The 19,166-nt window shown below is 70.5% G+C and carries 17 protein-coding genes; 6 read left to right on the plus strand and 11 right to left on the minus strand.

Features of this window, described 5'->3' with window-relative positions; translation table 11 throughout:
- Position 1 precedes the first annotated feature (1 nt).
- Genes ACIBO8_RS29720 through paaN form a run of 3 tightly spaced genes read right to left on the minus strand, consistent with a single transcriptional unit; the run spans position 2 to position 3,592 of the window.
- A complete protein-coding gene (locus tag ACIBO8_RS29720; RefSeq protein ID WP_396118647.1) occupies positions 2 to 736 on the minus strand; it encodes an enoyl-CoA hydratase/isomerase family protein in 735 nt (244 codons plus the stop codon).
- Positions 736 to 1,914 carry a thiolase family protein gene (locus ACIBO8_RS29725; protein WP_396118648.1) on the minus strand — a complete coding sequence of 393 codons (1,179 nt, stop codon included), beginning with the start codon at positions 1,912 to 1,914 and terminating at the stop codon, positions 736 to 738. The genes ACIBO8_RS29720 and ACIBO8_RS29725 overlap by 1 nt, the downstream gene beginning before the upstream one ends.
- On the minus strand, positions 1,907 to 3,592 hold the full coding sequence (gene paaN, locus ACIBO8_RS29730) for a phenylacetic acid degradation protein PaaN (RefSeq protein WP_396118649.1): 1,686 nt from the start codon (positions 3,590 to 3,592) through the stop codon (positions 1,907 to 1,909). The genes ACIBO8_RS29725 and paaN overlap by 8 nt, the downstream gene beginning before the upstream one ends.
- Before the next feature lie 100 nt (positions 3,593 to 3,692).
- Here paaN and paaI point away from each other — a divergent pair, with 100 nt between their 5' ends.
- From paaI to paaK, 3 genes are read left to right on the plus strand one after another with little or no spacing between them, the layout of a single operon-like run.
- Positions 3,693 to 4,097, plus strand: a complete 405-nt coding sequence (gene paaI / locus ACIBO8_RS29735; protein ID WP_396118726.1) for a hydroxyphenylacetyl-CoA thioesterase PaaI — start codon at positions 3,693 to 3,695, stop codon at positions 4,095 to 4,097.
- Positions 4,094 to 4,726 (plus strand): TetR/AcrR family transcriptional regulator, encoded by a 633-nt coding sequence (locus ACIBO8_RS29740; RefSeq protein WP_396118651.1) that lies wholly within the window; start codon positions 4,094 to 4,096, stop codon positions 4,724 to 4,726. The genes paaI and ACIBO8_RS29740 overlap by 4 nt, the downstream gene beginning before the upstream one ends.
- Positions 4,727 to 4,748: 22 nt before the next feature.
- On the plus strand, positions 4,749 to 6,056 hold the full coding sequence (gene paaK / locus ACIBO8_RS29745; RefSeq protein ID WP_396118653.1) for a phenylacetate--CoA ligase PaaK: 1,308 nt from the start codon (positions 4,749 to 4,751) through the stop codon (positions 6,054 to 6,056).
- 4 nt (positions 6,057 to 6,060) lie between these two features.
- Here paaK and ACIBO8_RS29750 read toward each other — a convergent pair whose 3' ends face one another.
- Positions 6,061 to 7,056 carry a LacI family DNA-binding transcriptional regulator gene (locus tag ACIBO8_RS29750; protein ID WP_396118654.1) on the minus strand — a complete coding sequence of 332 codons (996 nt, stop codon included), beginning with the start codon at positions 7,054 to 7,056 and terminating at the stop codon, positions 6,061 to 6,063.
- Positions 7,057 to 7,155: 99 nt separating this feature from the next.
- Between ACIBO8_RS29750 and ACIBO8_RS29755 the strand changes: the two genes are divergently transcribed.
- The 3 genes from ACIBO8_RS29755 to ACIBO8_RS29765 all read left to right on the plus strand — a co-directional run bounded on the left by ACIBO8_RS29755 (position 7,156) and on the right by ACIBO8_RS29765 (position 11,845).
- A complete protein-coding gene (locus ACIBO8_RS29755; protein ID WP_396118655.1) occupies positions 7,156 to 8,325 on the plus strand; it encodes a Gfo/Idh/MocA family protein in 1,170 nt (389 codons plus the stop codon).
- Positions 8,326 to 8,377: 52 nt separating this feature from the next.
- On the plus strand, positions 8,378 to 9,394 hold the full coding sequence (locus tag ACIBO8_RS29760) for a sugar phosphate isomerase/epimerase family protein (protein WP_396118656.1): 1,017 nt from the start codon (positions 8,378 to 8,380) through the stop codon (positions 9,392 to 9,394).
- 390 nt (positions 9,395 to 9,784) lie between these two features.
- Positions 9,785 to 11,845 (plus strand): prolyl oligopeptidase family serine peptidase, encoded by a 2,061-nt coding sequence (locus tag ACIBO8_RS29765; protein WP_396118657.1) that lies wholly within the window; start codon positions 9,785 to 9,787, stop codon positions 11,843 to 11,845.
- A gap of 68 nt (positions 11,846 to 11,913) precedes the next feature.
- Here ACIBO8_RS29765 and ACIBO8_RS29770 read toward each other — a convergent pair whose 3' ends face one another.
- The 7 genes from ACIBO8_RS29770 to ACIBO8_RS29800 all read right to left on the minus strand — a co-directional run bounded on the left by ACIBO8_RS29770 (position 11,914) and on the right by ACIBO8_RS29800 (position 19,160).
- Complete coding sequence (locus ACIBO8_RS29770) at positions 11,914 to 12,774, minus strand: sugar phosphate isomerase/epimerase family protein (RefSeq protein WP_396118658.1); 861 nt, start codon at positions 12,772 to 12,774, stop codon at positions 11,914 to 11,916.
- A complete protein-coding gene (locus ACIBO8_RS29775) occupies positions 12,771 to 13,787 on the minus strand; it encodes a Gfo/Idh/MocA family oxidoreductase (RefSeq protein WP_396118659.1) in 1,017 nt (338 codons plus the stop codon). Before ACIBO8_RS29775 ends, ACIBO8_RS29770 begins: the two co-directional genes overlap by 4 nt.
- Positions 13,784 to 14,599: an ATP-binding cassette domain-containing protein gene (locus ACIBO8_RS29780; protein ID WP_396118660.1), complete on the minus strand. Its 816-nt coding sequence runs from the start codon at positions 14,597 to 14,599 to the stop codon at positions 13,784 to 13,786. Before ACIBO8_RS29780 ends, ACIBO8_RS29775 begins: the two co-directional genes overlap by 4 nt.
- A 3-nt stretch (positions 14,600 to 14,602) precedes the next feature.
- On the minus strand, positions 14,603 to 15,670 hold the full coding sequence (locus tag ACIBO8_RS29785) for an ABC transporter permease (protein WP_396118661.1): 1,068 nt from the start codon (positions 15,668 to 15,670) through the stop codon (positions 14,603 to 14,605).
- Positions 15,671 to 15,739: 69 nt separating this feature from the next.
- Positions 15,740 to 16,735 (minus strand): sugar ABC transporter substrate-binding protein, encoded by a 996-nt coding sequence (locus ACIBO8_RS29790; RefSeq protein ID WP_396118662.1) that lies wholly within the window; start codon positions 16,733 to 16,735, stop codon positions 15,740 to 15,742.
- Complete coding sequence (locus ACIBO8_RS29795; RefSeq protein ID WP_396118663.1) at positions 16,732 to 17,655, minus strand: TIM barrel protein; 924 nt, start codon at positions 17,653 to 17,655, stop codon at positions 16,732 to 16,734. Before ACIBO8_RS29795 ends, ACIBO8_RS29790 begins: the two co-directional genes overlap by 4 nt.
- Before the next feature lie 8 nt (positions 17,656 to 17,663).
- Positions 17,664 to 19,160, minus strand: a complete 1,497-nt coding sequence (locus tag ACIBO8_RS29800; RefSeq protein ID WP_396118664.1) for a CoA-acylating methylmalonate-semialdehyde dehydrogenase — start codon at positions 19,158 to 19,160, stop codon at positions 17,664 to 17,666.
- Between the last annotated feature and the right edge of the window lie 6 nt (positions 19,161 to 19,166).

Below are 19,166 nucleotides of genomic sequence, written 5' to 3' on the forward strand. Positions count from 1 at the left end.
CTCATCGCCGTTCTCCTGCCAGGAAGGCGTCCATCCGCGAACGCTTGTCGTCGGACTCGAAGAGGATCGCCTGTGCCAGGTCGTCGGTGACGGGATGCCCGCCCGGCGCGTCTGCCACGAGCTTGGTGAGCCGCAGGGCCAGGGGCCCGGAGCGGGCCATCCGGTCGAGCAGCGCATGGGCCCGCTTGAGCAGGTCACCGGCGGGCACCACCTCGGCGACCAGGCCGAGCCGGCACGCGTCCTCGGCGTCGAGCCGGCGGCCGGCGAGGAGCACCTGCTTGGCCACGGAGGCGCCGACGAGGTCGCGCAGCCGCCAGCAGGCTCCCGCCGCGGCGAGGATGCCGAGCCCGGGCTCCGGGTTGCCGAACACCGCGGTCGGCGAGGCGATCCGCAGGTCGCACGCGTACGCCAGCTCGGCACCGCCGCCCAGCGCCCACCCGTCGACCGCGGCGAGCGTGGGCAGCGGCAGCCGTGCGATGCGGTCGAACAGCCGGCTGTTGATGCCCTGCAGCGCCTGCTCCCGGCCGCGCTCCCGCAGCTCGGCGATGTCCGCCCCGGCGGCGAAGGTGCCACCGTCGCCGGTGAGCAGCAGGAGCCGCGGCCGCTCCTCCAGCATCCCGCACACGTCGTGCAGCTCCCGCACCATGGCCGCGTTGATCGCGTTGTGCGACCCGGGGCGCCGCAGCGTCACGACGACCCGGTCGTCGAGCTCCTCGATCTGCAGGGTGTCCGTCATCAGACGCGCTCCACCAGCATGGACACGCCCTGCCCGACGCCGACGCAGAGGCTGGCGAGGCCGCGGCGGGCGTCCTCGCGCTCCATCCGGCCGAGCAGCGTGACGGCAAGGCGCGCCCCGGAGCAGCCGAGCGGGTGCCCGAGCGCGATCGCGCCACCGTCGGCGTTGACGCGGTCGTCGTCGAGCTTGAGCCGGCGGATGACCGCGAGCGACTGCGCGGCGAAGGCCTCGTTGAGCTCGACGGCGTCCAGGTCACCGACGCCCCATCCGGCGCGGGCCAGGGCCTTCTCGGTGGCGGGCACCGGCCCCAGGCCCATGATGTGCGGGGACACGCCCGCACTCGCCGACACGACGATGCGGGCACGAGGCGTCAGGCCGTACCGTTCGACGGCCTCGCCGCTGGCCACGAGGATCGCCGCCGCGCCGTCCGACAGCGGTGACGACGATCCGGCCGTGACCAGACCGTCCTTGCGGAAGACCGGCTTGAGCGCGCCGAGGCGCTCGAGGGTGCTGCCGCGGCGCGGGCCCTCGTCCCGGGTGACCTCGCCGTCCTTGACGGGGACCGGGACGATTTCGGCGTCGAAGCGTCCCGCGTCGATCGCCGCGACCGCCCGTTCGTGGCTGCGCAGGGCGAACGCGTCGCTGTCCGCGCGGGTGATGCCGTCGAGGGCGGCGACCTCCTCCGCGGTCTCCCCCATGGACAGCGTCTGCTGCGCGCTGAACCTCGGGTTGGTGAAGCGCCAGCCGAGCGAGCTGTCGAAGATCTCCCCGGGCCGCGCCCACGGGGTGCCGGGCTTGGCCATCACCCACGGGGCCCGCGTCATCGACTCGACCCCGCCGGCGACCACGACGTCGGCCTCGCCGCTGCGGATGGCGCGGGAAGCGGAGACGATCGCGGTCAGGCCACTGGCGCAGAGCCGGTTGACCGTGTAGCCGGGCACCGTCTCCGGCAGGCCCGCCAGCAGCACGGCCATCCGGGCGACGTTGCGGTTGTCCTCACCGGCCTGGTTGGCGGCGCCGAGGATCACCTCGTCGATCGCCTCGGCGGCGACGCCCGCGCGGCGGACGGCCTCGCCGACCACCAGCGCGGCGAGGTCGTCCGGGCGCACGCCGGACAGCGCGCCGCCGTACTTGCCCTGAGGGGTGCGGACGCCGCCGACCAGGAACGCCTCAGGCATTGCTCTCCTCGCTGACGTGGCGCCGCGACTGCAGGGTGAAGAAGCGGCCGGTCACGAACGCGGCATCGCTGAGCGCCGCGGTCGCTGCGGGGTTGGCCGGGGTGCCGTGCAGGTCGCTGAAGGCCGCGGTCTGATTGACGAAGACACCGCCGGTGAGGTTCTGCGACAGGTGGACCCCGGCGTCCAGGGCGGCCTCCCGCGCGGCGGCGAGGACCTCGTCGGACGTCGAGTAGACCGAGGCGGTGAGGGCGCCGTGGTGGCTCACCGTCTCGGTGAACAGGCGCAGGCTGTGCTCGGTGGACTCGGTCGTGATCACGAAGGAGATCGGCCCGAACCACTCCCGCGTGTACGCCTTCTCGTCCGCGGCGTCCAGACGGGCGATCACCGGCGTGCGGATCGTCGCGCCCGGGAACTGCTCGTCGGCTACCTCGGTGGAGCCGTGGACGACGCTCGGCAGGGAGCCGGCCTCGGTCAGGCGCGCCAGGACGCCGTCGTTGACGATGGCGCCGAGCGTGCCGGCGGCCCGCTTCGGGTCGCCGAGCAACTTGTCGAGCGCGGCACCGAGGTCGGCGGCGAACTCGTCGGGGCTGCGGTGCCCGGTGTCGGTCTCGATGCCGCCCGCGGGAACGAGCAGGTTCTGCGGGGTGGTGCACATCTGGCCGCTGTAGAGCGACAGCGAGAAGGCCAGGTTGCGCAGCATCCCCTGGTAGTCGTCGGTGGAGTCGACGATGACCGTGTTGAGGCCCGCCTTCTCGGTGTACACGACGGCCTGCCTGGCGTTGACCTCGAGCCAGTTGCCGAACTCGCTGGAGCCGGTGAAGTCGACGATGCGCACGTCGGGGTGGGTCGCCAGGGTCGCGGCGATGCCGTCGCCCGGTTCCTCGACGGCGAGCGTGACCACGTTCGGGTCCAGCCCGGCCTCGGCGAGCACCTCCCGCGCGATCTGGACGGTGATCGCGAGCGGCAGCACCGCGCCCGGGTGCGGCTTGACGATGACCGGGTTGCCGGTCACGAGGCTCGCGAACAGCCCCGGGTAACCGTTCCAGGTGGGGAAGGTGTTGCAGCCGATGACCAACGCGACCCCACGGCCGACCACGGTGCTGGTCTTCTCGAGCCGCAGGGCGTCGCCGCGCTGGGGCTTCGTCCAGGTGGCGGTGGCGGGAATCCGCGTCGACTCGGCGAGAGCGACCGCGACGGCCTCGAGCCCGCGATCCTGCGCGTGCGCGCCTCCGGCCTGGAACGCCATGACGAACGCCTGGCCCGACGTGTGCTGCACCGCGTGCGCCATCTCGAAAATGCGTGCGTTGATGCGCTTGAGGATCTCCGCGGCCACACCGGCGCGCCCCTGCGGTCCGACGGCCCGCCAGCCCGGGAGGGCCGCGCGGGCCGCGGCGATCAGGTCGCCCGGCTCACCCTTGGGATACCGGATGCCCAGGTCGATACCGTACGGAGACCGCTCCGTGGCGACGGACGTGGTGGCGCCGGGCACCTCGATCGGGAAGTCCTTGCCCAGCAGCGCCTGGAAGGCCTGCTCGCCGGCGCCGGCGGCGTCCTCCCCGTAGACGGACTTGCTCGGCGACTCGGGATAGGCCGACCAGTGATCACGCGCACCGGCTGCCTCGATCGCCTTGTCGAGCAGCTCGCGGTGCGTCTCGTAGAACTCGGCGGGGGTTGTCACCGGCGCTCCTTTGCGATTGGGTGTGCATAATATTTACCGTCCATTCGGTCGGTTATCAAGCCCCGGGTCAAGATCAGGCTGTTATCAGGAGCGGAGCGTGATGGCACAGACGGCGGCGCATGAGATGTTTGCCCGGGACCAGGCCTCCCAGCAGCTCGGCATGGAGCTCGTTTCGGCAGGTGACGGCGCCGCGGTCGTACGGATGACGGTCACGGACTCAATGGTGAACGGTCATGGCATGACCCACGGGGGTTTTGTCTTCGCGCTGGCCGACACGGCCTTCGCGTGTGCCTGCAACAGCCGCGGACCGGTGACCGTCGCGGCCGGCGCCGACGTGACCTTCCTGCGGCCGACGGCTGCCGGCGACCGCCTGGAGGCGCAGGCGCGGGAACGCTCCACCAGCGGCCGCAGCGGGATCTACGACGTCACCGTGACCCGGGACGGCGACGTGGTGGCGGAGTTCCGGGGGCGCAGCCGCATGATCAACCCGGGACGGCCGCAATGAGCATGGAGGAGGAATTCGGGCAGCTGATCGAGCAGGCCGCCCGGACCCGCCGTGGCCGGCCCGGTCACGACCTGGAGGCCGTGCTGACCGCCGCCGTCGAGCTCTTCAACGAGCGCGGGTACGACGCCACCAGCATGGACGACCTGGCCAAACGGCTCAAGATCACGAAGTCCAGCGTCTACCACCACGTCCGCAGCAAGCAGGAGCTGCTGCGGCTCGCCGTCGATCACGCGCTCGACGGGCTCGACGAGGCCATGGCGCGGGTCCAGGCCATGACCGAGGCCACCGCTCTCGAGCGCCTGGAGGCGTTGATCGAGCAGAGCGTGGTGGTGCTGGCCCAGCGCCTGCCGTACGTGACGCTGCTCCTGCGCGTGCGCGGCAACACCGACGTCGAGACCGAGGCGCTGTTCCGCCGCCGGCTCTTCGACCAGCAGGTGACGGCGCTCGTCAAACAGGCCCAGGCCGAGGGGTCGATCCGCGCCGACGTGGATCCGCCGACCGCCGCCCGCCTGGTCTTCGGCATGGTCAACTCACTCATCGAGTGGTACAGCCCGGAGCGCGGCGGCGCCCACGAGCTGGCCGTCACGGTCAGCGCGCTCGCCTTCCACGGCCTGCGCACGCGGCAGTGAGGTTCCGTTAGGAGAAGCAGCGATGCAGGACCGCTCCCCCCGTCCCGAGGACCTCGACCCCGTCGAGCGCGCCTCCATCGACGAACTCCGCGCCTTGCAGCTCCAGCGGCTGCAATGGTCGGTGCGGCACGCGTACGAGAACGTCCCGCAGTACCGCAAGATGTTCGACGAGCGCCAGGTCCACCCCGAGGAGCTGCGCGAGCTCGCCGACCTGGCCACGTTCCCGTTCACCGACAAGGCGGTCCTGCGGGCCAACTACCCGTTCGACATGTTCGCGGTGCCCCGCGAGCGGATCTCCCGCCTGCACGCGTCGTCCGGGACGACCGGCCGCCCGACCGTCGTCGGCTACACCCGTGAAGACCTCAGGACCTGGGCCCGGTTGATGGCGCGCTCCATCCGCGCGTCCGGCGGGCGCCCGGGAGATCGCGTGCACGTCGCGTACGGATACGGCCTGTTCACCGGCGGCCTCGGCGCGCACTACGGCGCGGAGGAACTCGGCTGCACGGTGATCCCGGTGTCCGGCGGCATGACGGAGCGCCAGGTGATGCTGATCAACGACTTCAAGCCCGACATCATCATGGTGACGCCCAGCTACATGCTCGCCATCGTGGACGAGATGCGCCGCCAGGGCGTCGACCCGCGCGGCACGTCGCTCGCGGTGGGCATCTTCGGCGCGGAGCCGTGGACGCAGGATCTGCGTACGGAGATAGAGGAGCAGCTCGACATCCACGCGCTGGACATCTACGGGCTGTCCGAGGTGATGGGTCCCGGGGTGGCGACGGAGTGCGTGGAGACGAAGGACGGCTTGCACGTCTGGGAGGACCACTTCTATCCGGAGATCATCGATCCGGCCACCGGCGAGGTGCTGCCGGACGGCGAGGTCGGCGAGCTGGTCCTCACCTCGCTGACCAAGGAGGCGATGCCCGTCGTGCGTTACCGCACCCGTGACCTGACGCGGCTGCTGCCCGGCACGGCTCGCCCGATGCGGCGGATCGAGAAGATCACCGGCCGCACCGACGACATGATCATCCTGCGCGGGGTCAACCTCTTCCCGACCCAGATCGAAGAGCTGATTCTGCGTACGCCCCAGCTGGCGCCCCACTTCCAATGCGTGCTGAGCCGCTCGGGGCGCCTCGACACGCTGACGGTCAAGGTGGAGCGCCGCCACGGGGTCGGCCAGGAGGCGGCCGAGGCGGCGGGACGCGAGCTGGCCACCCTGGTGAAGAACACGATCGGGGTCAGCGTGGGCATCCAGGTGATCGACCCGGACGGCGTGGAGCGGTCCATGGGCAAGATGCGGCGGATCGTCGACGAGCGCCCGAAGGACTGACCGGTCAGGGCGGCGGTGCCGTGCTGCCCCTGATCACCAGGTGGGGCGTGAGCACCATCTCCACCCGCTCCTTCCTCTCCTCGTCGAGGCGCTGGACCGCGGCGCTCACCGCGAACTTCGCCTGCGCGGGTGCGTCCTGGTTGATCGTCGTCAGGTCGATGTGGGCGAGGCGGGCCAGGGTGCTGTCGTCGTACCCGACTATCGACAGCCGGCCGGGAACGTCCACACCGGCGCGGACGAACGCATCCATGAGACCGACGGCGAGGCGGTCGTTGCTCGCCACGACCGCCGTCGGGCGGTCGGCGGCGGCCGCGAGCAGCCGCCCGGCCCGGATGCCGCCCTCCTCCGTGTGGTCGCCGGGAATGATCCTGATCTCGTCCTGGAGCCCGGCCCGGCGCATGGCGTCGCGGTATCCGCGGCGGCGGGCGGCCGCCACCGCACCGCGACCGCCGTCGACGAACGCGATGCGCCGGTGTCCCAGTTCGATCAGATGGGTGAGGGCCTCCGCGACACCGAGGTGGTCCGCCGAACGCACCACGTCGACGTCGGGGTCCGCCACCCGGCGGCCGATGGTGACGACCGGAACCTGACCGGCCAGCGCACCCAGCCGCTTGTCCGGGAAATCCGGTCCCAGCAACAGGACCGCCTCGCACCGGAAGTCGAGCAGCGTCTCCACCGCCTTCTCCTCGCCGCGATGACGGGTCAGCGTCGAGAGCACGACCTCGTATCCCACCCGGTCGGCCTCGGCCTGGATCTCCTCCACCAGCTCGGCGTGGAAGGGGTTGCGTATGTCGAGCATCACACCGAGCAGATGACGCCGGCGGCGGGCCAGCATGCTCGCCGTGCGATCGGCCCGATAGCCCAGCTCAGCGGCCGCCTCGAGAACCCGGCGACGGGTCTCCGCGCTCGGACCGGGCGCCCCCCGCAGCACCAGCGACACCGATGCCGTGGAGACGCCGACCCTGGCGGCGACGTCCTCCAGCCGTGGTCGTTGATCCACTGACAGCACCCCTTGACAGACATCGAGATCGACTTGGATAGTACTGGCAATTAAAGCGCTTTAAAAGCGCACCGGGCACCCCTTCCCGGAGGTCCTCGCATGACCCACCCGTCCATCGGCGTGGCGGTGATCGGGGCCGGCATGGTCGGCCGCGCCCACGCCAACGCCTACCGCAACGCCTCCACCATCTTCGACAGCACCCTGCCTGCCGTGCGCCTGGTCGCCATCGCCGACGTCCACCAGCCGTTCGCCGTCGACGCCGCCCGGCGCTACGGCTTCGAGCGCGCCGAGACCGACTGGCGAGCCGTCGTCGACGCCCCCGACATCCAGGCGGTCAGCGTCGCCGTCGCCAACGAGCTCCACCGCGAGATCACCGAGGCGGCCCTCGCCGCCGGCAAGCACGTGCTCTGCGAGAAGCCGCTCGCACCCAGCATCGCCGACGCCCAGGCCATGGTGGACGCCGCCGCGGCCACGGACCGGGTCGGCGCCGTGGGGTTCACGTTCCGCCGTTCCCCCGCTATCAACGCCATCCGCGAGGAGATCATCAGCGGCCGCCTCGGCCGCGTGCGGCACATCGTCGGCAACTACTGGACCGACTACGGCTTCGACCCCCATCGCCCGATGAGCTGGCGCTACCAGGGCGGCCCCGGCTCCGGCGTGCTCGCCGACATCGGCAGCCACCTCGTCGACCTCGCCGAGTTCTTCTGCGGCCCGACCACCGGCGTGCAGGGCACGTCCATGACCACGCTCATCACCTCCCGGCCCAAACCCCTCGGCGTCGCGGTGGGGCACGCCGGCGGGGTCCAGCTCAGCGACGAGCGGGTCCCGGTCGGCAACGAGGACATATGTACGTTCACCGCCGCCTACGACGGCGGGACGCTCGGCACGTTCTCGCTGTCGCGGGTGGCGTACGGGCATGCGAACACCCTGCGGCTCGACCTCTTCTGCGAGAACGGCACCGCTTCGTTCGACATGACGCGTCCCGCCGAGTTCAGCATCATCGACGGCACACCCGGCGAGGCCGTCAACGGCGCCCGGCAGGTGTTCATCGGCCCGTGGCATCCGTACGTCGCCCGCGGCCTGCCCATGGACTTCCCCACGGTCGGCCACGGGCAGAACGACTTCTTCGTCTATCAGGCCCGCGCGTTCCTGGGCCAGATCGCCGGCGAGGACAAGCTGCCGCCGTGCCCCGATCTGGCACACGGCCTGCACAACCTGCGCGTCCTCGACGCCGTGGTCTCGGCCACCGACAAGCCCGTCCAGCTGTGACCGGTCCCCCGCCGGCCACGCCCCGCCCCGGCCCCTCCCGGAAGGTCCGCTCATGAAGCTCGGCGCGTACACCGCCTGCCTCCACGACCGCTCCCTCGACGAAACCCTCAAGATCCTCGGCGAGCTGGGGCTCACCGGCGCCGAGATCAACGCCGGCGGTTTCGTCCCCGCACCCCACCTGCCGATCGACGACCTGCTCGCCAGCGCCGGCGCCCGCGAGGACTACCTCGGCCGGTTCGCCCAGTCGGGCATCACGCTGACCGGTCTCAACGTCAACGGCAACCCGCTCAACCCGGACCCCCAGGTAGGCCCCCGCCACGCCGCCGACCTGCGCCGCGCCATCGACGTGGCCGCCGCTCTCGGCGTCCGGCGCGTCGTGACGATGTCCGGCCTGCCGCACGGCCACCCCGGCGACATCACGGCCAACTGGGTGGTCAACCCCTGGGACAGCCAATACCTCGACGTCCTCGACTACCAGTGGAACGACGTCGCCGTCCCGTTCTGGAAAGACATCAACGCCCGCGCGGCCGCCGCCGACATCAAGGTCTGCATCGAGATGCATCCCCACAACCTCGTCTTCAACCCCCCGACCCTCCAACGCCTCGTCGAGCAGACCGACGCCACCCACGTCGGCGCCGAGATGGACCCCAGTCACCTCTTCTGGCAAGGCATGGACCCGGTAGCCTGCGTCGAATTCCTCGGCGACCTCGTCTTCCACGCGGCCGCCAAGGACACCCGCATCAACCCCGCCCACGCGAGGCTCTACGGCGTGCTGGACGACCGCTTCACGCGTACGCCACCGGATCGGAACCCGGTCAACCTCGGCGGCAGGAACACCCTCAACCAATGGCCGGCCAACCCGTCCTGGGAATTCGTAGCAGTGGGCCGCGGCCACGGCGTCGAGGACTTCTGGGTGCCGTTCCTCCAGGCCCTACACGCCGTCGACCCGGACATCGCGGTGAACATCGAACACGAGGACCAGGCGTTCGACCAGATCGAAGGCCTGCGCCTGGCAGCGGAAAACCTCCTCACCGCGGCGCGCAGCGCGGGCCTCGGAGGTGACGACTGACCCCACCGGAGCCCGCGGCATGAAGCTGAGGCCGCGCCCCCACCGCAGCGCGTTAAAGCCATGCGGCAACGACAAGCCGTGCAGCAACGACGCCGCACGGCGGGGCACCCTCGTCGGCACCCGGACCTGTCCGGCTCCGGGAAGCCGTGCAGCGCCTATGCAGCAGCGGCAACCGTGCGGCAGGCCGCAGAGCAACGCCACCGTGCCGAGCCGGCCACAAGGCCGGGTAACCACCCCGTGCAGTCATGAAGCGATGCGGCGCGGTCCCGGCCCGCGACCCGGCAAGGGCGTGGTGGCCGTGCGGCAACCACCCACAAGCCGTCCCGGACCATCCCGTCGGCCACGACCGAGGGGCGCCCCCGCTGACGGATCCAATGGTAGAAAGGCTCGGTGACCGTCGATACCGGCTCGGACGAGCAGACCCCCGACCCATTCTTCGACCTCGACACCTACGTCAGCCTCCCCCGACTCGGTGGCCTCTGGCTCTCCCCGGACGGCCGCAGGCTCGTCGTCGGCGTAGCGACACCGGATCGCGAGAACACCCGCTACAGCACCGCCCTCTGGGAGATCGACCCCGACGGAGAACGGCCGGCACGACGCCTCACCCGCAGCGGCAAGGGTGAGTCAGCCGCCGCCTTCACGCCCGCCGGCGACCTTCTGTTCACCTCGGCGCGGCCGGCCCCGGACGGGGACGAGTCCAAGGATGCCCGGGCCGCGCTGTGGCTGCAGCCGGCCGGTAGCGGCGACGCCCGGGTGATTGCGAAGCTGCCCGGCGGCGTCCACAGTGTCCTGGTCAGCCGGAGCGGGAGGGTAGTGACCGGTTCGGCGCTGTTGCCGTCGGCGACCGACCGGCACACCGACGAGGACGTCCGTAAGAGGCGGAAGGAAGCCGGCGTTTCGGCGATCCTGCACGAGGAGTATCCCGTCCGGTTCTGGGATCACGACCTGGGACCGGAACGGCCCCGCCTGCTGTCCGCCGAGCTCACCGACGCCGTTGCCCTCGGGGATGCCGAGCTCGAGCTCCGGGACGTCACCGGACACGTCGGCCGGGCGCTGGACGACGATGCCGTCTGGGACATCGCGCCGGACGGTCGTACCGTGGTCGCCGGCTGGACGGTTGCCGAGCGTGGCGGGTCGCAGCGGGTCACGGTAACTGCTGTCGATGTGGCGACCGGCGAGCGGCGTGCTCTCGCGGACGACGCCGATCACGACTACATGTCGCCGCAGATCTCGCCGGACGGTGCGAGCGTGGCGCTCATCGTGCGACAGCGGTCCACTCCGGAGGGTCCCGGTGACGCGTGGCTGGCCGTCGTGCCGCTCGCCGGCGGCCCGGTGCGGGCCCTGGCCGGCGACTGGGATCGCTGGCCGAACGGCGTTCGGTGGACGCCGGACGGTGCGGCGCTCGTCGTGGCGGCCGACGACAACGGACGCTCGCCGCTGTGGCGGGTCGACGCAGCGACAGGGGAGGTCACCCGGCTCACGACGGACGACGGCGCGTACACCGACATCCGGGTTTCGCCGGACGGCCGGTGGGTGTACGCGTTGCGCAATGCCGTCGACAGTCCGCCGGCGCCCGTACGGGTGCCGCTGGACGGGTCCGCGGGGCCGGAGCCGCTGCGGGGGCCGGCTGCCGCCCTCGACGTACCCGGGCGGGTGGAGGAGGTGACCGCGACGGCCGTCGACGGGACTCCGTTGCGGGCCTGGCTGGCGTTGCCGCGGGATGCCACCGTGGATGCGCCCGCGCCTCTGCTGCTGTGGATTCACGGAGGACCGGTTCACTCGTGGAACGCCTGGTCGTGGCGCTGGAATCCGTGGATCGCGGTGGCGCACGGCTACGCGGTGCTGATGCCGGATCCCGCGCTGTCCACCGGCTACGGCTACGAGTTCATCAAGCGCGGCTGGGGCACCTGGGGCGACGCGCCCTACACCGACCTGATGGCGATCACCGACGCCGCCGAGGAACGGGCCGACATCGATGCGGCACGTACGGCAGCGATGGGTGGTTCGTTCGGTGGTTACATGGCGAACTGGATCGCCGGGCACACCGATCGGTTCGCCGCCATCGTCACGCACGCGTCGCTGTGGGCGCTCGATCAGATGATGACCACCACCGATGCACCGTACTACTGGGCGCGCGAGATGACGCGGGAGCGGCTGGAGGCGCACTCGCCGCACCGGTTCGCCGATGCGGTCACGACGCCGATGCTGGTGATCCACGGCGACAAGGATTACCGGGTGCCGATCGGTGAGGCGCTGCGGCTGTGGTGGGACCTGCTGTCGCGGTCCAAGGAGGACGACGGGTCGAGCCGCCACAAGTTCCTGTATTTCCCGGACGAGAACCACTGGATCCTCAAGCCCGGTAACGCCAAGATCTGGTACGCCACGGTGCTCGCGTTCCTGGCACACCACGTACGCGGCGAGCAGTGGCGGCGGCCGGAGCTGCTGGGATGATGACCGGCGGCGGTGAGCAGGTCTCATGAGACGGTCCTGCTCGCCGCCGCCCCTGGCCGGCTGAACGGTCAGCGAAGGTACTTGTCCACGTACTGGTTGATCTGCGCGAGGTTGTGGCGGCAGCTGTCCTCGGCGCGCTCCTCCCACGCGAACACGCACACCGTGGCGATCCCGTCGAACCGCACCTCGTGCAGCGTACGGAAGAACAGATCCCAGTCCACCTCCCCCTGCCCGATGTCCAGGTGCTGGTGGATCCGCGCCGTGGAGCCCGGCGGGTTCACGATGTAGCGCAGCCCGGACGAGCCGCGATGGTCGAACGAGTCCGCGATGTGCACCTGGGTCAGCAGCGGCCCCGCGTGGCGCATCACCGCCGCCAGGTCGCCGCCCTGGTGGAAGGTGTGCGGGGCGCAGTAGAGGAACGACACCAGGTCCGAGTTGATGCCGCGGACCAGGTTCACGCCCTCGATGCCGTCCTCGACGAAGTCGTCCGGGTGCGGTTCGAGGACCAGGCGGACGCCTTCGCGTTCGAGGACGGGCAGGAGTTCCTCGAGGGAGCGCCAGAACTGGGCCTCGCTGGCCGGCGCCGCCTCCGGGCGGCCGTTGAACTCGGAGTTCATCACGTTTACCCCGAGGTCGACGGTGATCTGGATGGCTCGTTTCCAGTAGCGGACCGCCGCCTGCCGTTCGTCCTCGTCCGGCCCGGACCACTTGTAGAGCGGCAGCACCGATGTCACTGAGACCTCGGCCTCGGCCAGCGCGCGCTTGAATGCCGCGACCGTGGCGTCGTCCACCCGCGGGTGCAGGAAGAACGGCAGGAAGTCGTCGCGGGGTGACAGCTCGATATGGTGGTAGCCGAGCTCCGCGACCCGGCGGGGCAGCTCCAGCAGCGGCACCTTGCGCAGCATGTACGGGTCGAGCGCGATCCTCATCGGGACACCTCGTAGAGGGCGGGGCGGGGCATGAGCGAGACCTCGACGCGGGTACCGCCGCGCAGGGCCGCCACGCCGGCGTCGGACACGACCGCGGCCGCGTAGCCGTCCCAGGCGCTGGGCCCGACCGGTGCGCCGCCCCCAGCGATGGAGTCGATCCACTCCTGCAGCTCGACGTCGTACGCGCGGAGGAACCGTTCGCGCCAGTCCGCCGGCACCGGCGCGGTGAGCTGGTGGGCCGCGCGGACCGCGACCGGGCTCGGTTCGCCGAGGGCCGCCGTGCCGTCCTCGCCGACCACCTCGCCGCGGATGTCGTAGCCGTAGCGGATGTTCACCGAGATCTCGACGTCGACGAGCGCACCGCCCGCCATCTCGAGGATGAGGAACAGCGGGTCCTGCAGGTCGCCGCCGTTGCGGCTCTTGCGGGGTACGAGCACCCGCACCGCCGCGATCTCCTCGCCGAACATCCAGCGCACCATGTCGATCTCGTGCACCGCGGTGTCGGTGATCGCCATGTCCGCGGCGTAGTGCGGGGGCACCGACGCGTTGCGGTGGGCGCAGTGCATCATCAGCGGCGTACCGATCCGGCCGCTGTCGACCACCGCCTTCAGCGCGCGGTACGCCTCGTCGTACCGTCGCATGTAGCCGACCTGGACCAGCCGCTTGCCGGCGGCGGACTCGGCCTCGACGATGCGCCGGCAGGCCTGCTCGGTGGTGGCGAGCGGCTTCTCGCAGAAGACCTGCTTGCCGGCGGCGATGGCGGCGAGCACGTACTGCTCGTGCGTCGGCCCCCAGGAGCAGACGACGACCGCCTCGACCTCCGGGTCGGCGATGAGGTCCTCGCCGCTGCCGTGCACCGTCGCGCCGGGCAGACCCTCCGCGACCTTCTTGGCGGTCTCCATGTCCACGTCGGTGACGGCGGCGACCTCGACCCCCGCGAGCACCGTGGTCATCCGCCGGATGTGGTCCTGACCGATCATTCCCGTGCCGACGACCCCGACCTTCAGCATCATCGCCCCAGTTCGTGGGAGAGCTCGGCGAGTTCGTCGCCGCCGGCCATCTGGGCGGTCAGCTCGTCGAGCGTGACCTCCTTGCGGGTCTTGTCGAGCACGGTGGCGCCCAGCTTGAGGATCACGAAGTGGTCGCCGACCAGGTACGCGTGGTGCGGGTTGTGGGTGATGAAGACGACGCCGAGGCCGGCGTCGCGGGCCGCGGCGACGTACTTGAGCACGACACCGGACTGCTTGACGCCCAGCGCGGCGGTCGGCTCGTCGAGGATCAGGACGCGGGCGCCGAAGTAGACGGCGCGGGCGATCGCGACGCACTGCCGCTGGCCGCCGGAGAGGGTCCCGATGGGCTGGTTGATGTCCTTGACGACGATGCCCATCTTGCGCAGTTCCTCGTCGGCGATCCGCTTCATCTCCTTGATCTTCAGCCCGGCCAGCGGGAACCGGCCGGCGGTGACCTCGGAGCCGAGGAAGAAGTTGCGCCAGACCTCCATGAGCGGCACCACCGCGAGGTCCTGGTACACGGTCGCGATGCCGTGGTCCAGGGCCTCGCGGGGGGACGAGAAGGTCAGCTCCTTGCCGTCGACCCGCAGCGTGCCCTCGTTGTGCGGGTGCAACCCGGACATGATCTTGATAAGGGTGGACTTGCCGGCGCCGTTGTCGCCGAGCACGCAGGTGACCTCGCCGGCGTTGACCCGCAGGCCGATGCCGCGCAGGGCCCGGATGGCCCCGTACGACTTGCCGACGTCGCTCATCTCGATGAGCGGTTCGCCCTTCTGCAGGCCGCTGTCGGCGTGGTGCGCGAGGGTGTCGGTCATGGGTCAGCCCACCTTCCGGGTGGTCGACATCCGCTTGATGTAGAGGTTGACCAGCACGGCGAGCAGGAGCATGACGCCGAGGAAGGCCCTGAACCAGTTGGGGTCCCAGCCGGCGTAGACGATGCCGAGGCTGGTCATGCCGAAGATGAAGGCGCCGATCGCGACGCCGATCGCGTTGCCGAAGCCGCCGGTGAGCAGCGTGCCGCCGACCACCGCGGCGATAATGTAGAGGAACTCGTTGCCGACGCCGTTGCCGGCCTGCAGCGTGTTGAAGCGGTACAGCGTGTGCATGCCGACGAACCAGCCCAGGAACGACACGGTCATGAACAGGCCGATCTTGGTCTTGACCACCGGCACACCGACTGCCCGGGCGCTGTCGACGGCCCCGCCGACGGCGAAGAACCAGTTGCCGATCCGGGTCCGCTGCAGGATCCACGCGGCCAGCGCGACGAAGAGGATCCACCAGATCACCGTGATCCACACGGTGACAGGCCCGATCTTGAAGCTGGAGGAGAAGATCTTGCCGAGCGAGCCGAACCCGTCGATCTGGCTGATGTCGGTGCTGGACACGGAGCCGGTGACCAGTTTGGTCACGCCGAGATTGGCGCCTTGCAGGACGAAGAAGGTACCGAGCGTGATCAGGAAGCTGGGGATCCCGGTCTTCATCACCAGATAGCCGTTGACGAAGCCGACGAAGAGGCAGAACGCGAGCGACAGGAGCGCGCCGATCCACAGGTTGACCCCGAAGTACCAGCAGAACATGGAGTTGACCAGGCCCGCAGTGGTGGTGATGACGCCCGCGGACAGGTCGAACTCGCCGCCGATCATCAGCATGCCGACACCGACCGCGACGATACCGATCGTGGACGACTGGTAGAGGACGGTGAAGAACGACTCGGCGGACCGGAAGGCCGGGGCCGCGGCGAGGAAGAAGATGAAGATCAGGATGGCGGCGAAGAGCGCGCCCACCTCGGGGCGGGCCAGGACGCGGTTGGACAGGCCGAGGGTCACCCGGTTGGAGGCTTCGGACGGTGCCTTACGGGGTGGTGCGGCCTGCACGCTATGGCTCATGACAACTCCGATCGATGCAGTGCGGGAGCCGCCGCCGAGGAGCGGACGGCGGCCTCCCGCCAAGCCGGGTCAGCGTGTGTTGTTCTTGGTGAAGGGCAGGATCGTGGCGATGTTGTCCTTGTCCACGAAGGACGGGCCGGTGAGCACGGCCTTGCCGCCGCCGATGTCGTTGCCGTTCTTCAGATACAGGTAGAGCGAGGTGACGGCCATGTAGCCCTGGACGTACGGCTGCTGGTCGATGGAGAACTCGATCTTGCCGTCCTGGATGTCCTGGGCGGCCTCCTGGTTGAGGTCGAAGGTGGCGAGCTTGGCCTTGCTGCCGGAAGCGTCGATGGCCTTGATCGAGTCGATCGCCTGCGGGGCACCCAGCGTGACGATGTAGTCGATGGACTTGTCCTGCGACAGCTTCGCCTGCAGGGTCGAGGTGACCGCGGCGTCGTCGGCGCCGTTGACCTGGATGTTCTCGGTGCCCGCAACGGCGCTCTTGACGCCCGCGCAGCGGGCCTCGAGTGCGACCGACCCGGCCTGCTGGATGACGCAGAGCGGGTGCTTGCCGCCGGCCTGGGCGATGCGCTGACCCGCCGTCTGCCCGGCGAGCGTCTCGTCGGAGCCGAAGTACATCAGGGCCCCGAGCTGCTTGTACTGGTCGATCCCGGAGTTGAGGCCCACCACGGGGATCTTCGCGTCGGTCGCCGACTTCACCGCACCGGCCAGGGCGTTGGGGGTGACGAGGGTGGTGGCTATGCCGCTGACCTTCGAGTCGACCGCGTTCTGTATCAGCACGGCCTGCTTGGAGGCGTCCGGGTCGTTGGAGTACTTGAGCGTGACACCCTCATCCTTGGCGGCCTGCTGGGCACCCGCCTTGATCTTGTCCCAGAAGGTGTCGCCGGGCGTCTCGTGGGTGATGAAGGCGATCGTGTAGCCGGAGCTGCCGGCCGCGTTACCGCCGCCGCTCGTGGTGTCGTCGGTCTTCTCGCGGCCGCCGCCGCTGCAGGCGGTGACCCCCAGGGCCACCACCGCAGCGAGCGCGGCAAGCCGTACGCCACGGGATCGACGGGTCGTCATGAGGCTCCCCTTTCCGGGGTGTCGAGAACGGAGTGGAGATAGGTACGGGTACGGGTCGCGATGGGCAGCGGCACGTCGAAGTCGACCGGGTACATGTCCTGCTCGACGACGACGAAGAGGTCGGCGTCCAGCTCGTGCAGCGCCTCGACCACCGCCGGGACGTCCGGCTCCCCGGCCGGCGGCTCGACGCTGGCGCCCTGCGCGACGGCCTGGCCGAACGGCAGGTCCTGGGCCACGGCACGGGCCGCCACGGCCGGGTCCATCTGCTTGATGTGGACGTAGCCGATCCGCTCCGGGAATGTGCGGATGATCGCCGGCACGTCGGCCCGCCGGTAGGCCAGGTGGCCGGTGTCGAGGCAGAGCGAGACGTAGCGCGGGTCGGTGTCGGCCAGGAAGCGCTCGGTCTGCTCCTGCGTCTCGACGTGGTAGTCGGCGTGCGGGTGGAACTGCATCTTCAGGCCGTACTCCTCGGCGAGGATCCGGCCGAGGGTGTTGCTGTTGCCCACCAGCGCCCGCCACCGCTCCGGGCTCAGTTCGGCGGGCTCGTGGTAGGCGCCGGTGACGTCGTCGCGGTAGCCCGGCACCGGCACGAAGATCAGGTTCTCGGCGCCGAGGGCCCGGGTCAGCTCGGCGACCTTGCGAGTCTCGGCCACCACCGCGTCGAAGTCCTTGTGCGGGCCGCCGACGCCGGCGACGGTGCCGCCGGCGCAGGTCAGGTCGCGCTTGGCGAGCTCGTCGCGCAGCTCGGCCGGGTCGGTCGGCAGATATCCGTACGGACCCAGCTCCAGCCAGCGGTAGCCGGCACCGGACAGCTCGTCCAGGAACCGGTCCCACGGCGTCTGCTTCGGGTCGTCGGCGAACCAGACGCCCCACGAGTCGGGACAGCTGCCGAGCTTCAGGCGGCGGATCGGGGATGCCATGGGTTGCCTCAGCTCGCCGTCGGGAAGTGCATGGAGGCGCCGTGCGCGGCCTCGACGTGCGGCCACCGGGAGGTGACGACCTTGCCGCGCGTGTAGAACGAGACGCCCTCCGGGCCGTGGATGTGCTTGTCGCCGAAGAGCGAGTCCTTCCAGCCGCCGAAGGAGTAGTAGGCCATCGGTACGGGGATCGGCACGTTGATGCCGATCATCCCGACGTTCACCCCGCGCTGGAACCGCCGTGCCGCCTCACCGCTGTTCGTGAAGATGGCCGTACCGTTGCCGTAGGGGTTGGCGTTGATCAGCTCGATCGCCGCGTCGACGGTGTCCGAGCGCACCACCGACAGCACCGGCCCGAAGATCTCCTCGGTGTAGACGTCCATGCCGGTCTCGACGCGGTCGATGACGGTCGGTCCGACGAAGAAGCCGTTCTCGTAGCCCGGCACCTTCAGCCCGCGGCCGTCGACGAGCAGCTCGGCGCCCTGCTGCTCGCCCGTACCGATGAGGCTCTCGATGCGTTCCTTGGCCGCCGCGGTGACCACCGGGCCCATCTCGCTCCTGGGGTCCCGGCCGGGACCGACCACGACGTCGTGGGCCTTGCGGGTCATGATGTCGCGCAGCGCGTCGCCGGCATCGCCCACGGCGACCGCGGCGGAGATGGCCATGCAGCGCTCGCCGGCCGAGCCGAACGCCGCGGCGGCGAGGTGGTTGGCGGCGTATTCGAGGTCGGCGTCGGGCAGGATGATGGCGTGGTTCTTGGCGCCGCCGAGCGCCTGCACCCGCTTGCCGGTCGCGGACGCCTGCTGGTGGATGTAGCGGGCGATCGGCGTCGATCCGACGAACGACACCGCGGCGACGTCCGGGTGCTCGAGGAGCGCGTCGACCGCGGCCTTGTCGCCGTGCACGACGTTGAAGACGCCCTCGGGCAGGCCGGCGCGGCGCCACAGGTCGGCGACGAAGTTCGACGCGGACGGGTCCCGCTCGCTCGGCTTGAGCACGAACGTGTTGCCGCAGGCGATCGCCACCGGGTACATCCACATCGGCACCATGACGGGGAAGTTGAACGGCGTGATGCCGGCACAGACACCGAGCGGCTCCCGGAAGCTGAACACGTCCACGCCGGTGGAGGCCTGGTCGGAGTAGTCGCCCTTGAGCAGCTGCGGGATGCCGCAGGCGAACTCGACGACCTCGAGGCCGCGCTGCACCTCCCCGGCCGCGTCGCTGAGCACCTTGCCGTGCTCGTCGGAGACGATCTCGGCGAGCTCCCTGACGTGGGCGTTCACCAGCTCACGGAAATTGAACATGATTTTGGTACGGGCGCTGAGCGACGCCTGGCTCCAGGAGGCGAAGGCGCTCTTCGCCGCCGCCACCGCCGCGTCGACGTCGGCCGGCTCGGCCAGCACCACCTCGTGCTGCTGCTGGCCGGTCGCGGGATTGAACACCGCGCCGCGGCGGGTGGCGGTGCCCGCGGTGAGGCTCCCGCCGATCCAGTGTTCGATGGTTGACACTCGGGG

The sequence above is a fragment of the Actinoplanes sp. NPDC049681 genome, from assembly GCF_044465265.1.
In the GTDB taxonomy this organism is placed as follows: Bacteria; Actinomycetota; Actinomycetes; order Mycobacteriales; family Micromonosporaceae; genus Actinoplanes.